The 22,508-nt window shown below is 67.3% G+C and carries 19 protein-coding genes; 6 read left to right on the forward strand and 13 right to left on the reverse strand.

Features of this window, described 5'->3' with window-relative positions; all coding sequences use genetic code 11:
• Positions 1-34 precede the first annotated feature (34 nt).
• Genes H1A17_RS18025 through H1A17_RS18040 form a run of 4 tightly spaced genes read right to left on the reverse strand, consistent with a single transcriptional unit; the run spans position 35 to position 4,638 of the window.
• Positions 35-1,354 carry a glycosyltransferase family 2 protein gene (locus H1A17_RS18025; protein WP_194822406.1) on the reverse strand — a complete coding sequence of 440 codons (1,320 nt, stop codon included), beginning with the start codon at positions 1,352-1,354 and terminating at the stop codon, positions 35-37.
• Positions 1,351-2,199: a class I SAM-dependent methyltransferase gene (locus tag H1A17_RS18030; protein ID WP_194822407.1), complete on the reverse strand. Its 849-nt coding sequence runs from the start codon at positions 2,197-2,199 to the stop codon at positions 1,351-1,353. The genes H1A17_RS18025 and H1A17_RS18030 overlap by 4 nt, the downstream gene beginning before the upstream one ends.
• A complete protein-coding gene (locus H1A17_RS18035) occupies positions 2,196-3,764 on the reverse strand; it encodes a lipopolysaccharide biosynthesis protein (RefSeq protein ID WP_194822408.1) in 1,569 nt (522 codons plus the stop codon). Before H1A17_RS18035 ends, H1A17_RS18030 begins: the two co-directional genes overlap by 4 nt.
• Positions 3,757-4,638 (reverse strand): sugar transferase, encoded by an 882-nt coding sequence (locus H1A17_RS18040; protein WP_228543751.1) that lies wholly within the window; start codon positions 4,636-4,638, stop codon positions 3,757-3,759. The genes H1A17_RS18035 and H1A17_RS18040 overlap by 8 nt, the downstream gene beginning before the upstream one ends.
• A gap of 371 nt (positions 4,639-5,009) precedes the next feature.
• Here H1A17_RS18040 and H1A17_RS18045 point away from each other — a divergent pair, with 371 nt between their 5' ends.
• From H1A17_RS18045 to wecB, 5 genes are all read left to right on the forward strand, one after another.
• Positions 5,010-6,062, forward strand: a complete 1,053-nt coding sequence (locus H1A17_RS18045; protein ID WP_194822410.1) for an NAD-dependent epimerase/dehydratase family protein — start codon at positions 5,010-5,012, stop codon at positions 6,060-6,062.
• 953 nt (positions 6,063-7,015) lie between these two features.
• Positions 7,016-7,555, forward strand: coding sequence for a hypothetical protein (locus tag H1A17_RS18050; protein ID WP_194822411.1), 540 nt, complete (start codon positions 7,016-7,018; stop codon positions 7,553-7,555).
• Positions 7,545-9,065 carry a glycosyltransferase gene (locus H1A17_RS18055; protein ID WP_194822412.1) on the forward strand — a complete coding sequence of 507 codons (1,521 nt, stop codon included), beginning with the start codon at positions 7,545-7,547 and terminating at the stop codon, positions 9,063-9,065. The genes H1A17_RS18050 and H1A17_RS18055 overlap by 11 nt, the downstream gene beginning before the upstream one ends.
• The gene (locus H1A17_RS18060; protein ID WP_194822413.1) at positions 9,053-9,916 is read left to right on the forward strand and encodes a choice-of-anchor P family protein; all 864 of its coding nucleotides are present in this window, start codon (positions 9,053-9,055) and stop codon (positions 9,914-9,916) included. Before H1A17_RS18055 ends, H1A17_RS18060 begins: the two co-directional genes overlap by 13 nt.
• Positions 9,917-9,952: 36 nt before the next feature.
• Positions 9,953-11,182: a non-hydrolyzing UDP-N-acetylglucosamine 2-epimerase gene (gene wecB / locus H1A17_RS18065; protein WP_228543758.1), complete on the forward strand. Its 1,230-nt coding sequence runs from the start codon at positions 9,953-9,955 to the stop codon at positions 11,180-11,182.
• A gap of 285 nt (positions 11,183-11,467) precedes the next feature.
• Here the strand turns inward: wecB and H1A17_RS18070 are convergent, their stop codons facing one another.
• The 9 genes from H1A17_RS18070 to H1A17_RS18110 all read right to left on the reverse strand — a co-directional run bounded on the left by H1A17_RS18070 (position 11,468) and on the right by H1A17_RS18110 (position 20,712).
• The gene (locus H1A17_RS18070; RefSeq protein ID WP_194822415.1) at positions 11,468-11,926 is read right to left on the reverse strand and encodes a DUF4262 domain-containing protein; all 459 of its coding nucleotides are present in this window, start codon (positions 11,924-11,926) and stop codon (positions 11,468-11,470) included.
• An 890-nt stretch (positions 11,927-12,816) separates the two neighbouring features.
• Entirely contained in the window at positions 12,817-13,098 is a 282-nt protein-coding gene (locus H1A17_RS18075; RefSeq protein WP_194822416.1) for a YafY family protein, read from the reverse strand.
• Positions 13,099-14,155: 1,057 nt separating this feature from the next.
• Positions 14,156-14,593, reverse strand: coding sequence for a VOC family protein (locus tag H1A17_RS18080; RefSeq protein WP_194822417.1), 438 nt, complete (start codon positions 14,591-14,593; stop codon positions 14,156-14,158).
• 507 nt (positions 14,594-15,100) lie between these two features.
• Positions 15,101-15,442, reverse strand: a complete 342-nt coding sequence (locus H1A17_RS18085; RefSeq protein WP_194822418.1) for a hypothetical protein — start codon at positions 15,440-15,442, stop codon at positions 15,101-15,103.
• A 543-nt stretch (positions 15,443-15,985) separates the two neighbouring features.
• A complete protein-coding gene (locus H1A17_RS18090) occupies positions 15,986-16,423 on the reverse strand; it encodes a hypothetical protein (protein ID WP_194822419.1) in 438 nt (145 codons plus the stop codon).
• A 47-nt stretch (positions 16,424-16,470) separates the two neighbouring features.
• Positions 16,471-17,751 carry a signal peptidase I gene (locus tag H1A17_RS18095; protein WP_194822420.1) on the reverse strand — a complete coding sequence of 427 codons (1,281 nt, stop codon included), beginning with the start codon at positions 17,749-17,751 and terminating at the stop codon, positions 16,471-16,473.
• A gap of 12 nt (positions 17,752-17,763) precedes the next feature.
• Complete coding sequence (locus H1A17_RS18100) at positions 17,764-18,402, reverse strand: hypothetical protein (RefSeq protein ID WP_194822421.1); 639 nt, start codon at positions 18,400-18,402, stop codon at positions 17,764-17,766.
• Positions 18,403-18,406: 4 nt separating this feature from the next.
• Positions 18,407-19,042: a SipW-dependent-type signal peptide-containing protein gene (locus tag H1A17_RS18105; protein WP_194822422.1), complete on the reverse strand. Its 636-nt coding sequence runs from the start codon at positions 19,040-19,042 to the stop codon at positions 18,407-18,409.
• Positions 19,043-19,452: 410 nt separating this feature from the next.
• Positions 19,453-20,712 (reverse strand): glycosyltransferase, encoded by a 1,260-nt coding sequence (locus tag H1A17_RS18110; protein ID WP_194822423.1) that lies wholly within the window; start codon positions 20,710-20,712, stop codon positions 19,453-19,455.
• A 280-nt stretch (positions 20,713-20,992) separates the two neighbouring features.
• Between H1A17_RS18110 and H1A17_RS18115 the strand changes: the two genes are divergently transcribed.
• A complete protein-coding gene (locus H1A17_RS18115) occupies positions 20,993-22,393 on the forward strand; it encodes a condensation domain-containing protein (protein ID WP_194822424.1) in 1,401 nt (466 codons plus the stop codon).
• Positions 22,394-22,508 lie beyond the last annotated feature (115 nt).

Genomic DNA, 22,508 nt, shown 5'->3' on the forward strand with positions numbered 1-22,508 from the left:
TTGAGAGTCGGCTGTCGCCGCGCGGTCAGGTCGCTCACACGTGCTCCCGCTGCTCGACCAGCACCGGGGCAGAGGCGGGCAGTACCTCGTCCTCGCCGAGCCGACCCCGGACGCAACCGGCCCGGTGATCGTCGAGGCGCAGCAGGCGGGCGCCGGACTGCCGGTCCAGCCACCGTCGGACGGCGCCGGCGGCGACCCGCCGGTTGATCCGGTCCACGAAGGGCACTCGGTTACCGAAGGGCAGCAGGGTCGGTGGGGTGAACTGCCAGCGTGCGTCGGTGAGAGTGGTGACCCGGCTACGCCGGTTGATCCGTGCGGCGGGTGGGTCGACGAGTAGCAGGCGGTCGCCCTGCGGCATTCGTCTGTCGGCTGCGGCCCGGGCCTGCGGTGCCGGCCACGCGGATCGGGTGAAGACGATCAACCAGTCGCGGGTGTCGCCGTCGGGTAGCGGTCCGACGTCTGCGCGCAGGGCGGCGCGCAGGTCGGGCAGGGTGAGCTGCACCGGACGCCCGCACAGCAGTTTCACCAGGTGGTCGGCGAGGACGACGCGTCGGAACAGAGTGACCCGGTGGCGCGGCTGGGTCAGCCTCAGGTATGCCACGAGACCGCCGAGCAGGTGCCGGTAGCGGATTGCGGGGCCCAGTAGCCGGCAGGAGGCACCCCGAACGTGGTCGACCACCGCGTCGGGGATCATCCAGACCTGGTGTCCTGCCTTGTCGAGTCGGCGTACGAGCAGGGCGTCGTTCCAATAGATCGGAAAGCGTTCGTCGAAGATGGCGTCGGCTTCCAGGATGTGCCGGCGCACCATCAGGCAGCTGCCCGAGGCGAGTCGTCGGGGGCGGCTGAAATCCTGTCCTCGCATCTGGAAGGTGTGCAGGGCCCGGCGGAATCCGGGTACCCGTCGCAACACGGTGACCAGCGCCAGGGCCGCGGGGAAGCTGGGCAACTGGATATAGTGCTGCTGGAAGGTGCCGTCCAGATTGAGGTAGAGCGGGCTCACCCCGGCCGCCTGCGGGTGCTCACGCAGGAAGGCGAGCATCCGAGCTAGGGCCCCGGGATGAAAGCGGACGTCGCTGTTGAGCACCAGGATCACCTCTCCCCGGGAACGGCGGTAGGCCTGGTTGACGGCGGCGGCGAAGCCCAGGTTGCGCTCGTTGCGGATGAGGTCGACGCCGGGCCAGCCCGCGAGTAGCTCGGCGGATCCGTCACGGGAGGCGTTGTCGACGGCGATCACCTCGTAGTCGAGGTCGGCGTCGGCCGTGTCGGCCAGCGACTGCAGGCAGAGCCGGGTCTGCTCCCGGGTGTTCCAGCTTGTCAGCAGGATGGACAGCGCGGGTCGGGTGGCGACGCTCATCGGGCTGTCCCCCTGTCGGCCCTGCGCGCGACGACCCGCAGCAGGTCTCCCCGCCGCGGGTGGGTGAGGCGGGGTGAACGCAGGTCCAGCCAGTCTCGGGGGAGGAGACGACGGGCGTGCCGCACCCGGTAGCCCAGCGGCATGTAGTAACGGAACACGGCGGTGTCCTGCCGTACCACATCGAAGCCGGTGGCGGCGAGCAGCCGGGCCAGCGATAGCGGGCTGAAGTGCCAGTGATGGTAGCGAGGCTGCAGGCCGGGCCAGTCGTGTCCGAGGCGGTGGGCTGCCGCCGACGCGATGTTCGGCACCTCCAACGCCAACCATCCGCCCGGCGTCAGCGTCGCCCGGGCCGCCCGCAGGAACGCTCGCGGATCCGCCACATGCTCCAACACGTGGAACGCGCACACCACGTCCGCCCGTAACGACGGCGCGACCTGCTCGAAGCGGCCCTGCCGGACCGGTACTGCCCAGCGGGCCGCCGCGAATCCCGCCGCCGCCTCCGACACCTCCACGCCGGTCACCGTGAAGCCCGCCCGCCTCGCGGCCTCCAGGAAGTAGCCTCCCGCGCACCCGGCCTCGACCAGCACCGACGGCTTCACCAGGGAGGACAACCACCGCAACCGGCGACCCGCCTCGAACCGGCGGGGGCCGGTCAGGAAGTAGTCCTCGTAACCGCCACCGGTGAAGTAGTCCAGGTCGTAGCGAACCGGGGTCTGCCCCGGCTCGGGCACGGTCCAGCCGAGCCCGCAGCCCGTGCACCGGCGCAGCAGGCCGTTGAGGTGAGGCAGGTGGGGCTGGTCGGCGGCGCAGGTCACGCAGGCACCGACGGAGACGTCGATGCTCATCGGTCGCCCCCTGCGACGCTCCACACCGCCACCCTGCGGGTTTTCGTGGCCAGGGCGCGTAGTCGGCTGCGTTCGTCGGCGCGTAGGTAGCCGCAGAGCAGGAGCATGGCGGCGGTGAGGGCGAACACCAGTGCGGCGCGGACGGATCCGGCGGCGGCGGCACCCAGGCGCCCGGGCCCGTCGGGCAGCAGTTCGGTGGACGCGGCGGTGACCAGGGCGGCGAGGGTGGCTGCGGCGGCGGGCGGCCACAGGGTACGCAGCAGCACGCCGATGGGACGGCCGGTCGCCCGGTGAAAGTGGGCCAGGAAGTAGCCGGTGGCCAGCACCACGCCGAGTGAGGTGGCCAGGGGAACCCCGAGCGGCCCGACCAGCACGAGCAGGGGAACGGTCAGGGCCAGGTTGATCGCCACCGAGAGCAGGACGTAGCGGGTCTCCAGCCCCGGTCGCCCTTGCACCCGGGCGGTGACCGTGGCCGCACCGGCGACCAGGTTCAGTGCGTAGGCGGGGGCGAGGATGGCGATGGTCGCCGCAGCCCAGTCGACCGGGTGGCCGAGCCAGAGCCGCACCAGCGGCTCGGCACCGACGACCAGCGCAGCCGCGGCGGGGGCGAGTAGCACGGCGAGGTAGCGCAGGGTGGTGAGGTAGAAGCGGTCCAGCCAGTCCCGACCGCCGATGGCAGTGCGCCGGACGGCCTCGGGGAAGAGCACCTGCAGTGCGAACGCCGGGGGTAGCCGTAGCAGATTGAGCAGCCGTACCCCGAGGTCGGCCGAGCCGGCGACGGCCGGACCGAATGCCGCGCCGAGGATCAGCTTGTCGAGCTCGACGTTGACCGCGCCGGTGGCGCTGGTGAGTTGTACCCGCAGGCCGTACCCGGTGATCCGGCGTAGGTCCTGGTTGGTCAGGCGGCCGATGCGAGGAGCGAGGTGCCGGTGTCCGCGTTCCGCGGCGACGGCGAGCATCGCGGTGCGCAGTATCCCGGTTCCGGCGGTGCAGGCGGCGAGGGCGGCGAGGCCGCCGCCGAGGCGGAGCGTCACGACGGTCAGGGCCGCGCCGAGAACCGCGGTGATGCTGGTGACGGCTGCGAGGACGCCGTAGCGCTGGACGCCTTCGAGGATCGCCCGCCAGGGCGTTTCGACGCCGCCGGCGACTACCCCGACCAGCAGCCACAGGGCGGCGTGCCAGGCGTCGCGGCTGAGCTCGCCCAGGCGCAGCAGTTGGCTGATCCATGGCCAGCCGCTGGTCAGGACGGCCAGCAGCAGAAGACCGAGCACGATTCCCCAGCCCAAGCCCAGCCCGAGCAGCCGGCGCACGCTGACCGGGTCGCGCTCCGGACCTGCTCCGGCGACCTCGCGGACCAGTGTCGACCCGAGCCCAAGGTCGAGTACTGCGGCCATGGCCAGTAGACCGGACAGCAGCACCCACACACCAAACTCGACGGTACCGAGACGCTCGTAGACGATCGGCAGGGTCACCACCCCGGTCGACGCCACCACGACGCGCGCCGCCAGCATGGTCAGGGTGTTGCGGGTCAGTCGGGTGCCTGCGCGTCCGGTCGGTTCAGCCACGGGGAAATCCCCGCAGCAACTCCAGAAGGGTCAACGCCAGCAGGCTCAGGTCCATCCGCAACGACCGGCAGTTGAGGTAGAGCAGGTCACAGCGGAGCTTGTCCTCGACCGTGGCCGCGTAGCCGCCGGTGAGTTGCGCGATGCCGGTCAGGCCCGGCCGGATGAGGTGGCGTAGGTCGTAGTGGGGCATCTGGCGGAACTCGGCGATGAACTCCGGGCGTTCCGGGCGCGGGCCGACCAGGCTCATGTCGCCGCGCAGCACGTTCCACAGTTGTGGCAGCTCATCGAGGCGCCAGCGGCGCAGGTGACCGCCCAGCCGGGTGACCCGCTCGTCGCCGGGGCGGGCGAGGGCCGGTCCGGTGTCCCGCTCCGCATCGGTGCGCATGGTGCGGAATTTGACGACGTGGAACAGCCGGCCGCCGGCACCCACTCGCTGTTGGCGGTAGAACGGTGGTCCGGTGCTTGCCACGACGAGGTAGATGCCGAGTATGACCGGCAGGATCAGGATGGAGCCGAGGGCGAGGATTCCGAGGTCGAGGCAACGCTGTAGATCCACCCGAGTCTGTCGGTGTGGCCCGGGTCGCAACCGGATCCAGGGCATCCCGCCGAAGCGGCGCAGGCCGGATGGTTGCAGCAGGCCGTAGCAGGGGCGGGCCAACACCAGGATCTCCACACCGAGCTGACGGCACAGCGTCACCGTCGGCACGTCGATGTTCTCCAGCGGGTGCTTGAGCAACAGCATCCGGGGGCGGATCCGCCCGATGGCGGCGACCAGGTCGTCAGGCTGCGTGGACGCAGGCATGCGCACGACAACGTCGAACTCGTCGGCGAGACGGTCCACCAGCGGCATGGTGTCGTCGGCTTCGACGACCATGATCATGGTTCGGTACGGGCGCGGCTGTCGCGGCTTCGGGGATCTGCGGCGGTCGCCGCTGAGCAGTGAGCCAGCTCCGTGCCGGCGCGCGGTTTCGGGCGCGGACGCGGCGAGCGGGCCCTCGGTGTGTGTGCTTGTCGGCTGCTTCATGTCGTACCCTTCGTGCTCCTTCAGACGAACAACGCTAAAGGGTCGTAAAAGGCACTAGATGCGGCAAAAATTGTTGGAGACCCTCAAATGCAAGGCTTGCTCATAAAAATGCATCAAGATGCTTGACGGTTCTATCGGACATAATGGTGCATAACGTGGTCCAATCAAGCTGTAAGGGCCACGGTGGTGACTCTGTCCCACCACTGTCAAGGAGTCTCAGGATGGATGAAGAGTCGCTGGAGCAGCCGTTTCAGCCCGGCAGTTCCGTGCCGAGCCGGGTGCTGGTCACCGGCGGGGCCGGTTTCATCGGCGGCGGCGTCGTCGCTCGGCTGATGCTGATGGGAAGCGACGTGCGGGTGATCGACGACTTCTCCACCGGAAGCATGGAGAATCTCGCCGACGCGGCGTACGGAGGACTCCAGGAGTCCGATGTCCTCGACGGCGACGTTCGGACCGTCGAAGCGGTGGACATCATTCACGAGTGGCAGCCCGAGGTGGTGGTGCACCTCGCGGGGCAGAGCAGCGCGCCCGCTGCCCAGGAGATGCCGCTCTTCGACGCCGATGTGAACATCTTCGGCACGATCAACGTCCTGGATGCCTGCGCCCGCAGCGGAGTGCGGCTCTTCGTCTACGCCACCTCAAGCGCGATCTACGGCCCGGTGCCCGCCGAGGCCCTACCGGTACGCGAGGACCACCCCTTGGCCGCCACCGGCCCCTACGGGATCAGCAAAGCTGTCGGGGTCTGCTACCTCGACTGGTACCGCCGGGAGCACGGTCTCGCCTTCACCGCCCTCGCGCTGGGCAACGTCTACGGCCCGGACCGCGCGGTCCGCACCCCCGGGGTGGTGTCGGTGCTGGCCGAAGCCCTGCTCGACGGCGAGCAGCCCACGATCTACGGCGACGGCCGGCAGACCCGCGACTTCGTGCACGTCAGCGACGTGGTTGACGCCATCACCCGTGCCTGCCATCACCCAGGTGCCGGGCTGGTCAATATCGGCACCGGTCGGCAGACCAGCGTCAACGATCTGTATCAAACGGTCGCGGCCACTGTCGGATCGAGTACCCAAGCCCGGTATGAGCCGCAATTCGACGGCAGCGACCTGCGACGAATGGCGCTGAACAGCGGTAAGGCGTTGCAGTGCCTCGGGTGGCGACCCACCATCGGGCTCACCGACGGGGTCCAGCTCACCGTGCGCGAGATCCGTCGACGTCGTGCCGGGCAGCAGCGCCCATACCGGCCGACTACCGAGCAGCCCGTCGGCGCCGGACTCTGAGCGGACACGGACCCCCGGCGGCTCGATCCGCACGCGACCCACGAGGGCATCCGGCTCGGTGTGGACAACCGTCGGGCCACGTCAACGGGGCCTGACGATGTCGAGTGCGCCCCCGTGTGGGCGCGGCCCCGGACGACAGAGGAGCCAGCCGACGTCAGGTGGATCAGTCCACACCCCGGGCGATGTTGTCCGGCTGAGTGTGGTCGATGGCTCTTGCGGCACCGCGTCAGCCGGGGTGCCGCAAGCACCCGTAGTCAGCCGGCTCCTCGGCGGATGCGGCGAAGGCGCCTGAGGTAACGCTGTGAGCGGGCGGGACGGCCTGCCCGCCGTCGAAGCGTAGGAGTCTGCTGCGCTCGATGACGCCGCTGTCAAACGCCGGCTGAACTTTTCAGGCGGAGCCGACAGCCGCGCCCTGGCCGGACAGTGACACACCCACCCAAAGGCGGGTGATCGGCGCTCCGCCGGCCTGTCCCCACAAGACTCGACCATCCCGCCCGCCTGCCATCGGCAACGCGGGGTGGCGCATCAGCGCGCGACGAGAGATCAGCCAGGGCTGGCCGCGTCGTAGATCCGCGCGTTCCGTCAGCGTTCATCGAGCGGTCGAACCGCCGATGGCCGCTGCGCGATGGCGGTCGTACGCCGGTCCCGGGCGTCCTGGTGGACGCGGTGGTTTCTACCAGCAGTCGAGGCTGTCAGGTCATCTGTATTGACTCAGTTTCACATTACCGATAAGCCGTATTCGACCGATTTGGCCATGTATGTTCCTTCCGGTAAGTGAAGGGCGTTTTAGTGCCGGGAGGTTGTGACATGTACGGGGTTCCGACGAAGGGGCCTTCCGTCGGCGGTGGTCTCGCCACGACGGGTGCCGCGCTGCACTCCTGGATTCTGGTCGGGATCGGTCTGGTGGTCCTCGGCGCGTCACTGTGGCTGGCCTCTTACGCCGGTCGGGCTCGATGACCCGCCGCACCCTGCTGGGATGGACGCAGGCACTGCTCGGAGCGGTCTGCGCGGTGGCCATCGGTGTCATCCTGTTCCGCAGTTGGCACGACGTGGCCGTGGTCGAGGCGTGGCTCAACGCGCACCTCGTCTCAGCCGTCGGACTGGCCGACACCACCTCGGTCGGTGCGGCCGTGACCTTCCCGCTCGACAAACAATGGGTCGGGTTCCTGGTCTCCACCGGCTGTTCGGTGTCGATGCTGCTCATCCCGCCCTTTGTCCTGGCGAGCCTCCTCGTCGGCTTCCGGCGGCTCACCCTGTCCCGAGCCGCGATCACCGTCGCGTTGGCGGTGGCCATGCTGGTCACCGTCAACCAGCTCCGACTCGCCGCCGTCGTCGCCGCCATGCAGATGTGGGGCTTCGAGGTGGGCTACCAACGCAGTCACGTGCTGATCGGTTCCGTCATCAGCACCCTCGGACTGATCGCGGTGGCGATCATCTTCCTGCTTGTCGTCGGCCGTAGCCACCGACCGGGAAGGCAACGCGGTGTCCGCTGAAATCCCGTCGCTGGCGATCCTGAACACCATCGCGTTCCTGCTGTGCGTCTACTTCTGCGCCTACGTCCTGAGCATCCTCGTGCTGCACCTGCGGGCAGCAAGGGCTAGCGGTGGCGACCACGGCCAGTTCTCTTGGCACATCATCGTGCCCTGCCGCAACGAGGCAACCGTCATCGCCGCGACCCTGCGGCGGCTCCTGCACGACATGCCCGATGTCACCGTCTGGTGCGTCGACGACGACTCCGACGACGGCACCGCCGCAGTGCTGACGTCCTTCGACGCGGACCCTCGAGTCCGGGTGGTCACCCGACGGCGTCCCGATGCCGTACAGGGCAAGGGCGCAGCCCTCAACGCTGCGTGGCGGGCCATCCAGGATCATCTGCCCGCCGACACCGACGCCGAGCGGACCATCGTCGGAGTCCTCGACGCCGACAGCCAGCTCGACCCACGCTGCCGCTCCGCCCTCGCCGGCCCCCGCTACTTCGGCTCATCCGCCGTCGCCGCCGTCCAGATCGAGGTCCGGATGGTCCAGTGCAGTCGACCGACGCCGGAACTCAACCGATGGGGCCGCCTCCTCGTGCGGCTACAGGACATGGAGTTCCGGGCGCCGATCGCCGCGATGCAGTCGCTACGCCGACACACCCGCAGCGTCGCCATGGGCGGCAACGGACAGTTCACCAGGCTGTCGTTGCTCAATGCGCTCGGCGCCGAGCACGGCACACCCTGGCACGGCGCGCTGCTCGAAGACTTCGAACTCGGCCTGCACATCCTGCTGCACGGCGGAGCAACCGAATACTGCGCCGAGAGCTGGGTGACCCAGGAGGCCCTCACCAAGGTCAGACCGCTGATCCGGCAACGCACCCGGTGGGCGCAGGGATCCATGCAGTGCGTCCGGTACCTCAACGCGGTGCTGAACTGCCGGCGGATCGGCAACCCGGCCATCATGGAGATCACCCACTTCCTCGCCGCACCCTGGTGCCAACTCATCGGCACCCCCATCTACCTCTGCTGCGTCGGCGTGCTCGGCTGGTACATCAGCCGCACCGAAGGCGGCATCGCCGCCTGGTGGACGTCAGGGGGCTGGGGCCTGATCCCGCTGGTGGCGCTGTTCGGCGTCGGCCCATTCGCGGTGTGGGGACTGGTCTACCGCAACCGCTGCGAACCACACCTGTCGCTTCCGGCCGCCCTCGGCCTCGGCATCGGCCACTGGGTCTACAGCTATCTGCAGTCGGTGGCCGTCTGGATCGCGCTCGGCCGGATGCTCACCGCGCGCTCCGAATGGCACAAGACCGCCCGGGCGGCCGACCCAGCGCCCGCACCCGCCCGAACCGAACCGGCCCCCGCAGCAACCAGCCCACGGCGGCTACGCCCCCACCAGCTCACCCCCGCCGGCGTACCGGTGATCCGCGCCAGTGTGCCCGTCGCCCAACCACCCACCCAGAGCACCCCAAAGACCAGCCCTCACCTCACCCACAGCAACAGAGAGCGAGCAGTGTCATGCGCAAACTAGGACCGGGGCTCACCCGGACCGCCACCGTGCTGGCCGGCGGCCTGGCGATGGTCGTCCTGGCGGCGTCACCAGCGTTGGCCGACACGTCACAGGCGACGGCCAGCGCCCTGCAGATCAGCCTCGTCGGCGGGGGACTGGCCAGTTCCGGAACGGCGACCGCCACCAACGACGGAACGACCGAGTCGATCTCCGGGAACACCAACCCACCGCTGTCGGTGCTGGGTGGTCAGACGGTCATCACCGCTGGCGTGCTCGGCCAGTACGTTCGGGCGTTCAACGACGGCACCTCGGCCGCCTGTTCGGGTGTGCTGGGCAGCGGCGGTACCATCAACATCGGGGCCGGCGGGTCCTGCACCGTGACACCCGGTGCATCGGTCACCCTGACCCTGGGGACCAACGGCCTGGCCACCATCACCCTGGTCGCCGACGCGATCTACGCCCAGTGCTCGGCCACGAGTAGCCCGTCGGCAACCGGCAGCGCCACCCTGGTCAACGCCAGCATCGTGTCGACCACACTCGGCATCCCCACCACCCTGCTCACCCTGCCGGCCAACCCGGCAGCCAACACCGGGCTGAACATTCCGGGCGTGCTGAGCCTGGTCCTCAACGGCCAGACCAGCTCCACTCCCGGACAGCTGACCGTCACCGCACTCAACCTCAGCGCCCTCGGCGGCTCCCTCGCCTCGCTCGTCATCGGGTCGGCGGGCTGCGGCCCGAACGCAATCGCCCCGCCCGTCCCGGTGATCCCGCTCGCCGGCATGCCCATCGCCGTGGGTCTCGGCGCTGTGGCCGCCGGCACCGGTGGCGGCATCCTGCTGCACCGGCGTCGCCGCGCCACCGCGCGGAGCTGACCGATGGGTCGTGGCAGAGTGGACGTTCCCGAGATCATGGTCCTAGTGGGCACCCGCCCCGAGGGCATCAAGATCGCTCCTGTGGTCCGCCTGCTCTGCCACGACCCCCGCATCGCCGCCCGGGTCGTCGACACCGGGCAGCAACCCGGCCGGGTCACCGAGGCACTGGCACCGTTCGGGCTACGACCCGACGACACCCTGACCATACGGCGGCGGACAGGCAGACTCGCCGAACTCGCCGCCGCGCTGACCACCGCCGTTGACGACACCCTCCACCGGCACCGTCCGGAGGCGGTGCTGGTGCACGGCGACACCACCACCGCCCTGATCGGCGCACAGGTGGCGTTCTGGAACCAGATTCCCGTGGTGCACCTGGAGGCCGGGCTACGCAGCCACGACCGTGGCCACCCCTTTCCCGAGGAGGCCAACCGGGCGATGGTGGCCCGCTGCGCCGACCTGCATCTGGCGCCAACACCCACCGCACGCCGTAACCTGCTCGCCGAAGGACTACCCGCAGACCAGGTCGTGGTCACCGGCAACACCGTGGTGGACGCCCTACACACCCTGTTGCGCCACGACGTCGCCCGAACACCATCCTGGGTGGACCCTCAGCGTCGGTTGGCAGTGGCCACCGTGCATCGCCGGGAGAACTGGGGCCGCGGCATCACCGACATCCTCGGTGCTCTCGCCCGCGTCGCCACCACCCACCCTGACCTGGACCTCGCCCTGGTGAACCACCCCAACCCGCAGCTGGCCGCACAGGTCCGGGCCGGACTCGGTCACGTCCGTAACACCCGCCTGATCCCGCCGATGCCGTACCCGGAAATGATCGGCCTGCTGCACGCCGCCGACCTGGTAGTCACCGATTCCGGAGGTTTGCAGGAGGAAGCCGCCAGCCTCGGTGTGCCGGTGGTGGTCACCCGAGAGACCACCGAACGACCGGAAATCCTGGACCACGGTCTCGGTGAGCTCGTCGGTACCGACCCCGACCGGATCATCGACGCGGTCACCCGACGCCTGACCGGACCGCGAGGCGCACCAGCGGCTTCTCCCTTCGGCGACGGCCGCGCAGCCGAGCGTTGCGTGCATGCCATCGCCCGACTCCTCGGCATCAGCGCACTCCCACCGGTCGGTGGCGACGCGCGCTACGGGCTGGCGTCACCGGGCCGACAGGCTGATCGTCGACCTCGTCTACCCCAGCCGCATCAGTCCACGTTCGGCGACAGCGTCAGAACCGACCTCGCTGATCACGATGTGGACCACTAGCGCGCCCTGCTTGATCAGGAGTGAATGTCCACCGCCCGAGTCGGCCGGCTCCGGTTTGCGGCGGCCGTAACGAACGGTACTCGACGGATGCGCGCCACAACAGCGCTGGACATTGTCGTCTGCTGATTGCACCCACGTTGATGGTCCTGAGGACACCACTGCGCCGGGTATCACGAAAAATCCGCCAGGGGCCTCGGCGCCGTCGTCCTGCGGGCACCGATCGAGACGAGACAGCGGTAGCCTTGAGGCGTCCAGGTTCGGACGGCGCCGGTGTAGTGCTTTGGGCTACAGGTGGGCGATCAGCGGCTGCGCCTTCGGTGCGAGGTCGTACCCGGCTTCCCAGGGGAACAAGCCCTGTTGGTCGGGCCACACCATCTGCTGGAGGCGAACACGAGCACGGCCGTAACGGGCGATCGCCAGCCCCGGCAGCAGGTCGTCGGTAGGTGGGCCGTCGATGATGATCGCGTCGTAGCTCGCAATGAAGTTGCGGATGAGCTGGCCGTGGGTAAACCGTTCGGATCTGTCATAGACGCGTTGAGCCAGATCGTTGAGCAGGCTGTGGGCAATCTCCGGGGACAGCCCAGAGGCGACCAGCTCCGGTTGGTCGTGGGCGGTGAGTCCGACGGTGTAGGTGAATGGGGCGGTGTCGGGGTCGTGGTCGGTGGGCAGCACATGGGTGACGGCCCAGCCGTTGGTGTCAACGAGCTGTTCTTGGCGTCGAAGGAAGTCGTCGATGCTCGGCATGTGCTGTCTCCTGAGATTCGTCGTTCGGACGATCGAGGTCGGATGGTTCGACTTCAACGAAGCCCGACGATGCATGGCTGAAGCTGGAGAGTTCGGTGGCGGTGTTGTTTATGGGGGCAAAATCTGCCAGGGGTGGCTGTGCTATCGGAGCCAGCGGAGAAGCCCCTTCTGGTAGGCGGTCCGACTGCACCGTGGAACATCCTATAGTGGCGAGATGAGACCAATGGCGGCCTGTGTCCTCGACTCGACGAAGCGCCGTGCGTATGGAGGAGTTTCGAGAGTCGAAACCTTTCCGCCTGGGATCGTGTCGTCGGCGCTGCTGGCTTCGTGATGGGTGAGGAAGTGTGGCCACGGCCGTACCGGGCTCGGACCTGGTACTCGCCGAGGCCGGTTGCCTTCGTGGCCTGCTGTCAGCGCTTCTCGAGCATCCATGTCACGCTCGATACGCCCCTGGTCGACCAATCAGGGCTGCCACTCACGATCAGCCGCCGTTGCGCGCCGGACTACAGACCAACCCGCGCCGGTTCTGCCGCTGGCCAACATCAACCGCAAGAACCGGGGTCACGACCTAACAAGGGCCGACGGTCGTGACACCTCGCCCGAATCGGCTGTCGGTCACTATCCGGAGTAGGTCTATCCCGTCGGCCGCACATGTCGCCTGAATCTCGAAGAGCCTTCGCCTGCGGCGAACTCATCAGCGATCGCGCCTACCTCCGGCACGAACGAAGCCTCGGGCCGATGAACGGCATGACGGTCAAGTCGTGCGGAAGACACATGTTCGACCCGGAGGATCCGCCGGCAGGGCTCCGCGTTGACGACGAGGCGTCGCCACAGGGCAGTGGCCGGGGCTCAATTCGGCCCCAACGTTGAATGTCTATGGCCAACTGCTTTCATGCCCGGTCCGCGGCTGGGGCAGGGCTGGCGACGAGAAGCAGGGCGCGGGCCTCGCTTGCGGTCAATCCGGCCGGGCTGACGCGTGTGCCGCAGGCGAGGCGCCAGCCGCCACCTCGACCTCGCAGGGAATACACGGGCACGCCGGCCACGACCATGGCACCAAGGTCCCGGCGGGCAGTGCGCTTACACACACCCAGTTCTTGGGCGATCTCTGTTGCTGTCACTTGCTCGCGTTGCTGCAGCATGAGGAGGATAGCTACCAGCCGGTCAATTCGCATGTTAACAACATCTCATATGAACCGGTCGTCGAGTGGTCGTTTCCGACTACAAAACGGCGACACGACATTGCCGTGCATGCCCTACCTATTCCTGATGATTGCTGAACACCCTCGCGCCTTCCTGGAAGGCCTGCCGCTTCGAAGGTCGCCGGAAGAATCGGCAGCGTGGGTGGCCACCGGCCGTTCCGGCGTCGGCCCACTTTGGTCGAATACGCGCCTGGACATTCCTGGGCTAGAGGTGCCTCGCGCAAGACCGGCCGCCGGTGTGCACGGACCATCTCCACGACGTGGGCAGCATGATGACCGTGGCTGGATCCCGCCCGCACGGCATACACATCGTGAACCGAAAGCCAATGAGCTCTCCGATCTCGGCGAGGAGTCGAGTGGCGCCGGCGGCGGGGTCCCGTAGGCGACGCTGCCGTAGGTGCCAGCGGTTCGCTACCTGAACCGCTGCGGACAGCGCGCGACGGACGACTTGGGCGTAGGTGCCGGAGGAATCCCGGCACACCACCTTGACACCCGGGATGCTCACTCAACCACGTCGGCACCGTGTGGGCCTTGCGGTCGGGCAGCACCTGACACACTCGCAGAGGACCGCGCGATCAGGACGGTCGCGTATCGCTGACGACGGCACAGCGCGAAGTCGTCGACCCAGAGCCACGCGGGGGGCACGACGAAACGTGTGGCGGCGTCCGCAGGGCGGTGTGCCGGTACATGACGACCATCGTCAGGGTCGACATCAACCGCGCGCTTCCCCGATAGGCAGTTGGCGTACCACCGCAAGTGACCTGCGAGATCAACCTGGCGTCCGAGGCTGGCAGCGCTTGAGAATACCCGCAAGCCGCTCAAGGAACGTGCGGCGGCAGCCCTGCGACGGGCGCAGCAGGCGGCGCACATGTACCCGCACCACGACTGGCCGTGCGTCGACCGACAGGTCCGCCCGGGTCCGCTGCAATACCAATGTGCCCGGCCCGTGACGGCCGTCCAGTTGACCTTGCAAGAGAGGGCTGCTGACATGGCTGGTGCATCTGGCATCTGGGTGTCCGAACGAACATGGCTAGAGGACGTCGAACTCGTTACCCTCCGGATCTGCCATCGTCACATGGTCAGGCGTCCCATCTAGTTCGTCCATCCGGAGCACGACCCCGCCCGCCGCCACCAACCTGTCGACCACCGCCTGGACTCGCGGCCAGCGCACCTCGACCGGCACCTGCCGGCCGCCGCCAACGTGGATATCGAAGTGCATGCGGTTCTTGACTACCTTTGGCTCCGGCACCTTCAGGAACGACACACTGGGCCGAACGCTGTCCGGATCCTCGATAAAAGCGCCATCGTCCCACTCGTCCTGGGGAATCTTGAAGTGGGTCTGCCACGCCTCCCAGCTGGCGAACCCTTTCGGGGGCGCGGCCGGCACGTACCCCAGCGCGAGGCACCAGAACGCAGCCAGCTCGCGCGGGCGCGCACAGTCGACGGTCAACGACCATTGCTCGGACATCATCTGACCATAGACTGTCGAACGCCGCGCTGAGTGCGGGGCCAGCTCGGCCCGGCTCCGCCATCCACCCTTGCACCGCCGGGACGACGACAAGCCGCTTCCCCTCGTCGCCCGATGGCGGTCCGCGAGGATCGGCACGCTCGCCGACCTCGCGCGGCCCAGGCAGACCGCGACGCGACGGCCGGGTGGTGCGACACCCTCATGAGGGGGTTACTCGCCGACGAGCTGCTCTGAGGTCCGACCGGTACCCGGGGTTGACGAGACGAAGTGACAGCCGCAACGTCACCGGCTGGCCGGAATTCGATTGCGAAGGGGTCTACGCGGCGTTCTGGCCGGCGGAGGCTTCGGCGGCAGCGAGTTGACGGACTCGGGCCACCTCCGCCGAGTTGGCGAGCTGTCGGGCCACTCGGGCCCGCCAGGCCGTCTCTGGGGCCAGCGGGGCGTCGACGTCCTGGAACGGCTGCTCGGCACGGCATCCGGCAGGTCGTCAGCGGGGCGGCAAAGCGATCAGCGGAGTTCGTAGGTAACGCTGTTCAGGTCCTCTTCAATCGTGTCGTACGCGCTGGAGCAGCGGGCGGTCGAGAATGATCCGTCCGCCTGTGCCCATGGCCCGTTGGCGGTGTAGACGACATTGGGAAAGAGCATCGTGGTCTGGCAGGTGAGCTTCGCGCGGAACTGCCGGCCCGGCTCACCGGAGCACTGCACCCAGCCACTTCGCCTCTGGTTCAGCTGCTGCGGATCGATGCCCTTGATGCAGGTGGGTGCGGCTTGCGCCATCGTAGGGACGACGACGAGGCTCGCTGCGGCGAGCGCTCCGGTCACGGCGACCCGGGCGAAGACGTGCTTCATGTGGTGCCTCCGACGTGTGGTGCTGATGGGTAAGCAGAAAGGTATCGCCGGTTCCCGATGAACGTTATGACCCGAACGGTTCCTGCACCCCGAATGATCGATGAGTAACGATGACCGGTTGTTTGTGTCAGAGCGTGCGACCAGCCGGGGAAGTGTTGCGACGTCGGCGAAAAATCGACTCACAGCCCAACCCGTGCTTGGCGTTCTGCCGCCGACAATCTGATGTTCCCGACCGGTGCGGCCCGGCAGTCGGGCACCCGCCATGGCGAGCAACGCCCGTCCGGGCGGTCGGGTGGTTTCTCACGATCCAACGGGATAGCACCAGGCCGTTGTTTGGACAGTCCCGAGCTCGATGTCACGCATCGCCGCCACTGACCGGCGTGGCGGTCCTTGCTCCGTCTGGTCCGGCCGCAGCCCGTGTCGCCATGCGACCGTCCGTGTCTCCCGGTGGTCGAGGGGAGGCGGAGTTCGTCAGGGTGCGTTCGCCCCGCACCTGCTGCGCCGCCCCGAAGCCGCAGGTATCGCCATCGTGCGGCGGAAGCGTCATGGGACGCTACAGAAGTAGAGCACCGTGGTGAGCATGCCGACCGAGCCGGTCACCTGAGAGGATGTCCAGCCGCCGGGGCCGGTGGCAGACAGTTGGAATGTGCCGCTACCGATGGCAAGCAGCGGGCCCGGGATGGTGACCGTGGTGGCATTGGCCGCGAGAGTTCCGCCCCCGGAGAAGGGACCCGAGAGGGACCAGGTGAAGGCGCTCCTGGTCAGGCCGCCGATGGGCAGGTCCCAGGTGAAGGTCGGCGGTGCTAACAGGCCGGCGGTGCATCGCAGATTGGTCGGTGGGTTGACCGTGCCGGCCCGGAAGGTGTCAGTGCCGTACTCGCTGCCGTTCCACGAGGCCAGCGCCGCCTGTGGCGGTGCGACCATATTAACGGTGCCGGCGAGCACGAGGGCCATGGCGCTTCTGGTCCAGTTGCGCAACACGAGTCGACGGTTCCCTACCAGTGGTGCGGCGGAGAACAGCGGGGGTTTCACGGCTGTCGTGGCCGGAGCCGGCGTCTGCGGGTAGCGCGCATGATCAGTGAGCCGGCGATGAGCGCGCTGACGCCGGCGAGTATCGGTGTCCGCAGTGCGGGTCCGGTGCGCGGCAGGGGGCCGACGTTGCCTCCTGCCGATGCCTGGTCGCCGAGGCCGACCGCTGTAACGACGAGGTCGGCCGACCCCGAGGCCATGGTGGTGGTGAGCAGGCTCGCGGTGATGAGCACCCAGCGTTGTTGATCGGCGCGCATCGAGCTGATGATTACCGGGTGGGCGGTCAGCGCGGCGGCCGGGCCTCGGGGAAGGACCTGCTTCTGCTCACCGGTGGGACAGGCGCTTTCCACCCAGCGCTTGGCGCATACGGCGACCATGACCTGGAGTCCGTGGGGATTGAGGGCGAGTGCGCCCAGCGCCGCAAGGGAGATGGTCACCGTGCCGGGCTGCCTCGCCTGCGCTGTGACGCCGACCTGCCAGGGCACGGGATCGTCCGGCACCATGTGGGTCATGCGGTCCTGGTCGCCGATGGAGATGAGGGTAAGGCTCTTGCTATGGATGATGTTCTCGGTCGTTTCTGCGCGCGCCTGACTGGGGGGTACCAGTACCGCGGCGGTGAGGCCCGACAGTAGCGCCACAGCGATGAGTGGACGTCCCGCGCGTGGTCCGACGTCCGGTGGGGTGCCGTTCGGTGGGGGGCGGTGCCCAGGATCTGACCGGGGTGCCGTGGACGGCCTGCGGCGGTGCCAGGGTCGTTTCCGCAGCGTCTGCGGGGAGGTGTCGCGAGGCCAGAACGCCCAGGTGATGATCACCGCGATGCCTATTGCGATCATGCTTGTCACGTAGATGTTCGACAAGGTGCGCACCGCGTACCCGAGCCCGGGCACCGACCACTCGACGAGCCGCACGTGTGTCACCGCGTGTGGCATGGCGTCATTGGACTCGTTCGCGTCCCCCCGCAGCGTGAGCAGGCGCACCGGCCCTCCGCCGTCGGCGATGTCGACCACCCGGTGGGTGATCGGGGGCAACGGGGTGCGGTCGACAGTGACGACATCTCCCACGGCAACCTCGGAGGCGGGTATCTCCCGCACCACCGCCAGCGATCCAGCAGGGATGGTGGGCCCCATCGATCCGGTCTTGAACAGGACGAGGGAGATGTCGAAGAACAGGGCCAGCGGAACAAGGACGACGCATACCGCCCCGCCGACGGCGAGCAGGGTCAGCGCCAGATCGGCGACCCGCACGAGGATGCTGTGCCGTTGATGGAGTCGTCCCACCATCTGCGGGGATCCTTACGTAGACGTGGTAGTGAACTGCCAGGTGACGGAGCCGGTCGTGCCCTGGTAGGTGTTGCTGGCACCGGACTGGATGCGCGTCTCGAAGCAGAAGCGCAACTGCGGTGTCGTGCCGGCCGGAGCCGTTATGGAGGAGGAGACGGCAGGAACGGGCACCGAGGTGATGCTGGTGTAGCTGGGCCCGACGATCCAGACGGGGGATCCCGTGAAGGCGGCGGCGGCGCAGGTGGTGCCGGTGGTAGCGGTCCGCACCGCGCGATACTGGAGAACTGGCAGGAGCGTGCCGGAGTCGTTCGACGAGTTGCTCAGTGCGACGGTCCCACTGGTGGTGGTCGTCGATGTGGTGCGGATGTCGATCCATGCGTAGTACGAGACCGTGGGGGACATCGCTGTGGCGTTGAAGGCCAACATCGCCGCATTTCCTGTTGGAGTGTGGCTGGCCCAACTGCTGGATGCGGTCTGCGATTCGGTGCCGAAGATGCTGGCGGCGAATGATCCCGTGCCGTACTCGCCGTCGGTCCACGAGGCGAGTGTGGACGTCGTCCCGAAGCCGAGGACGAGCGCGCCGGCGAGCACGGCACGGATCTTGCGCAGCCGCGGTGGGTCGACTGCAGCCCGGTGGTTGACCGCGGACATCGCTCTAGACAGACTCCGCCAATAGTTGCCAGGTCTGGACGACGGACGTGCCCTGCACCAGAGTGGGTCCCGCCGTGACCACGAAGCACAGGAAGGCAGGCGCGCCGGGTGTCGTGGGCGGGGTGCCCTCGGTGAGGTTGAACGACGTCGCGCCGGCGACTGAGGTGAGCGGGGTGCCTTGGGTCACGATCCACGTCGGGGTCGTGGGTGTCGCATCGCAATCGGCGAAGGTGGGAACGGTCGCGATTCCGTAGGTGAGACCGACGAAGGCCGGCGGAGCGGGAGTGGCCGACGCTACCGTGACCGTGGCGTCGTACGTGGTGGCCGCGGTTAGTCGAACGGCGAACGGTGCCGCCACCACGTCGCCGGGACTGATGTCGTCGAAGCCGGTGCTGAAGGCCAACGCCGCCGCCGAGCCGGCTGTGGGATGCTCCGCATAGGTGGTGCCGTCGGTACTTCCCTCGATGCCGAACGTGCCTGCGCTGAAGGTGCCCTTGGCGTATTCAGAGTCGTTCCAGGCTGCGAGCGTGATCGTTGCTCCGACGCCGAGGGCGAGCCCCCCGGCCAGGATCGCTTTGAGCTTGCGGCGCTTTGTTCGGCTGACCGACTCGCCGCTGATGCTCCCTGCCTCTTCCCCCAACTTGTCCTCCTTGTACGACGCCAGTTCGCTGCGTCGGCGACACAGCGCAGTGGTGGTCTGACCCGGACTGTCTTCCGTGACGGGCCGCCCTTCGGGCGGGCCGAGACGTGGTGAGGGGTCACACAAGGAGCAACTTAGCTACTAATCGGACAAAACGCTTGATGTTGCCGATTCTGCCACACCTGAGCTTCCAATGCGACTTCCAGGCGGTTGTGGCGCTGTCGCGGCCCTGCCCGTCGTGAGGCGTCAGCCAGGCACCGAAGAACCGGCAACGCGAGGAATCGGCGCCGTTCCGCCCATCCGACCACGACAAGCCGTACCGGCGCATTCTGAACGGACGACCTTGTCCACCGCGGTTCGGCGCCGGATCATTGCCTCTGCACTCGACGGCATCGCCGTTGGGGCGGATCCTAGGTGAGAAGATCGTTGACCGCGATGGCCGCGGCGCGCGGACCGTCCTCGGCGTCGATGCCCGCACCGATGACCATGGCGCGGCTGCCGTACTCAGGATTGGCCGTAACCTCAGCAAGCCGTTGCGCCAGGGCGGACTCGGTGAGCCGTCGTAGGGGCAACGGCCGGGGCCCGACCCCGAGGGCCGGCACACGGTGTGCCCAGAAGAACTGATCGGCGAAACTCGGCAGGACGACTGACGGTTTGCCATGGGCGAGGACCTGGGCCAGGGTGCCGGCCCCACCGTGGTGCACCACTGCGGCGACCCGCCCGAGGATCTGGTGGTAGTCGAGGTCTCCGACCAGATGTACCCATCGCGGATCGAAGCTGTGGGTGAGTCCGGCAACGCCGCGTTGCAGAACGATCCGCAGTCCGGCACGACGCGCGGCGGCAACCAGGAGCTGACTGACCCGATGTGGTTCGAGCGTCGGCGTCGAGCCGAGCGTGACAAGTATCGGCGGATCGCCGGCAGCGACGAAGCGCGACGTGGCATGCTCCAGCGTGCCGTGAGTCTGGGCGGGATTTCGCAGATACCCTGTCATGATCACTTCTGCCGGCCAGTCGTCGGGCCGCGGCAGCACCGTCGGGCTCACCCCGACGATCACTCCAACCCGTTGGCGTCGCAGGTTCAGCGCCTGCCGGGTGGACAGCGGTGGGCGACCAAGAACCTCTCGTCCGAGCCGGTTCATGATGCGCCCGGTCAGCTTCCAAGCAACCCAATCGTCGGCAGCGTATGAAAGCCGGTTCCCCAGAGATCCCAGCGTATGTCCGATCCGGTGCCCCGTGGCGGAGGGGAACGCACGCGTTCGGACGGCGGGCACGTGGTGCACCTCGACAACGGGTATCCCCAGTTGGTCGGCGACGTCGAGTGCGGGGAACGCCATCGGGTGGCAGATCATCGCCCCCACGCCCCGTGCGGCAGCGAGCGTGCCCCGGTAGATGCGCTCGAATTGAGGGGTCAACGCTGACATCAACCGAGCAACAGCCACGGGATCGTAGTCCCGGCGCAGGGCTGTTCGGGCCGCCGGCAGACCGAGGAGATGGCGGCTGGAATCCATGTCGATCGGTCTTGTGTCCAGGCCCGAATCCCGGCCAAGATCGCAAAACTCGCGTTGGGTCACCAACCGCACCTCGTGACCCGCATTGACCAACGCGCGGCCGAGCGCGACGAAAGGATCAATATCGCCGCGTGATCCGAATGCTGCCAGGAGCAATATCATCAATCCCCGCCTTCCCGCTTGATGTCGTGAATGATCCTCCCTTCGGTCTACTCACGCCAGTGTCGAACGGTCGAACCGCACTCATGGTCATGTCCATCTGAGGGAATCCCGCGCCGTGCCTGCGAATTCTGTCAAGGTGGACCTTTCCCTCAGTCGTTCAGCTCGTTGCTGCCGAAAATGTATAATTTCTTCTGTTCAGCCAATAGAACATCCGATGGTCGCGGACCGCGCTGCACCCCCGACGCGACCGTCAGCCTGACGTCCCGAGAGGTGGACGCGCATGCGGCAGATACCGTTTTCGGACCTCGAGGCGATGCCCGGTCATATTCACGAATGGCAGCTCTGTGCCCCCGAAAACCTGGACCCAGCCTACCTCGCTGAGAAAATCGCGTCGTTCAATCAGGAGAAGCACTTCACGGCAGCGGCTTCCGCACGGCGGGAACACGCTTCCGAGGACTACTGGATCGCGGTCACCTTCCGAATTCCTGGTCGTGTCGATCTCCCCGCACTGGAGAGTGCCCTCCGGCACTTCGTCGAGCGGCATGAGGTACTGAGATGCGGTTTCGAACATCTCGCCGGCGCCCTGCGATGTGACGTCATGTCTCCGGCCGACGTGACGCTGCATCACGTGGATAGCGGAGAGATGCCTACGGCAGACGCTGCTGCGGGTCATCTCAAAGCCATGTTTGACCGAGAAATTAGCACTTTGTCGTGGCCGCTGTTCCGTATGGGCGTACTGGTTGGTGCCGAACATTCAATGGTTTTCCTGGCATTCGACCACATTGTTTGCGACGGGATATCCCTGGCGATAGCCGTCGATCAGGTGCAGCGTGTGTACGCAGACGTCTGCGCTGGGCGGCGGTTGCCCACCGCGCCCGCCGGTAGCTACCTCGACTTTGCTGAAGCTCAACGGAGGAAGTACTCCGGAATCACCGCGGAAGGCCCGGAGCTAGAGTACTGGCGATCTTTCGTCGCACAGTCCGGAGGGCTGTTTCCGCAGATTCCGCTCGACCTTGGCATCGAGGCAGGTCGCATGTACCCGGCCCACAACTTGACCGTCCGACTCCTCGACGATGAGGATGCAACGGCGTTCGAAGACCTGTGTGCCCATTATAATGGAAAGCTTTTCCTGGGTCTGCTGGCCGCAGTGGGGATCGCGCTGCACAGAGTTTCCGGCGCGACCTCATACTATGGCTTCCTCCCTATCAGCGAGCGGCGGGACCCGCGGTGGAGTGAATCATTCGGATGGTTCGTCAATACTGTGCCAATTGCTTTTTCCGTGTCGGGTGAACTTTCGTTTCCGGAGGTTCTCCACGCCGCGCAGGTGAGCTTCAAGGCCATGATCAAGAGCGTGGATGTGCCGTTCGTCAAGGCCTGGGAATTGTTGGCTCCGCAGTATTACCACCTGAGGACTTGGCCTTTCCCGGTAAACTTCTTCTCTTTTATCGATTTTCGGAAGATGCCCAACTACGACCAATACCACAGCTGGCTTCCCTCGACGATCCCGAACGCATCCCACACGAATACCGGGAACATGTGGTTCTACCGAAACTCGTCCGGGATAAGCTTGAACTGCATGTTCCCGAATGTGCCGAAGTCTCAGCAAGCGATGTCAGCATACCGTTCTATCATCAAGACCGTTCTTGTCGAGGTGCTCCGCGAAGCGGGCTACAGATCTTGAATGGTCAGGTTGTGTCGGGTTCGAGGGTCAGGCCGGTGTGGGCGAGGAAGCTGTCGAGTAGGTCGGTGCGGTACTGGATGCTCTTGAGTCGGTGTTTGATGATCGCCTGGAGGTG

Origin of the sequence: Micromonospora sp. S-DT3-3-22 (genome assembly GCF_015354745.1) — a bacterium.
In the GTDB taxonomy this organism is placed as follows: Bacteria; Actinomycetota; Actinomycetes; order Mycobacteriales; family Micromonosporaceae; genus Micromonospora; species Micromonospora wenchangensis.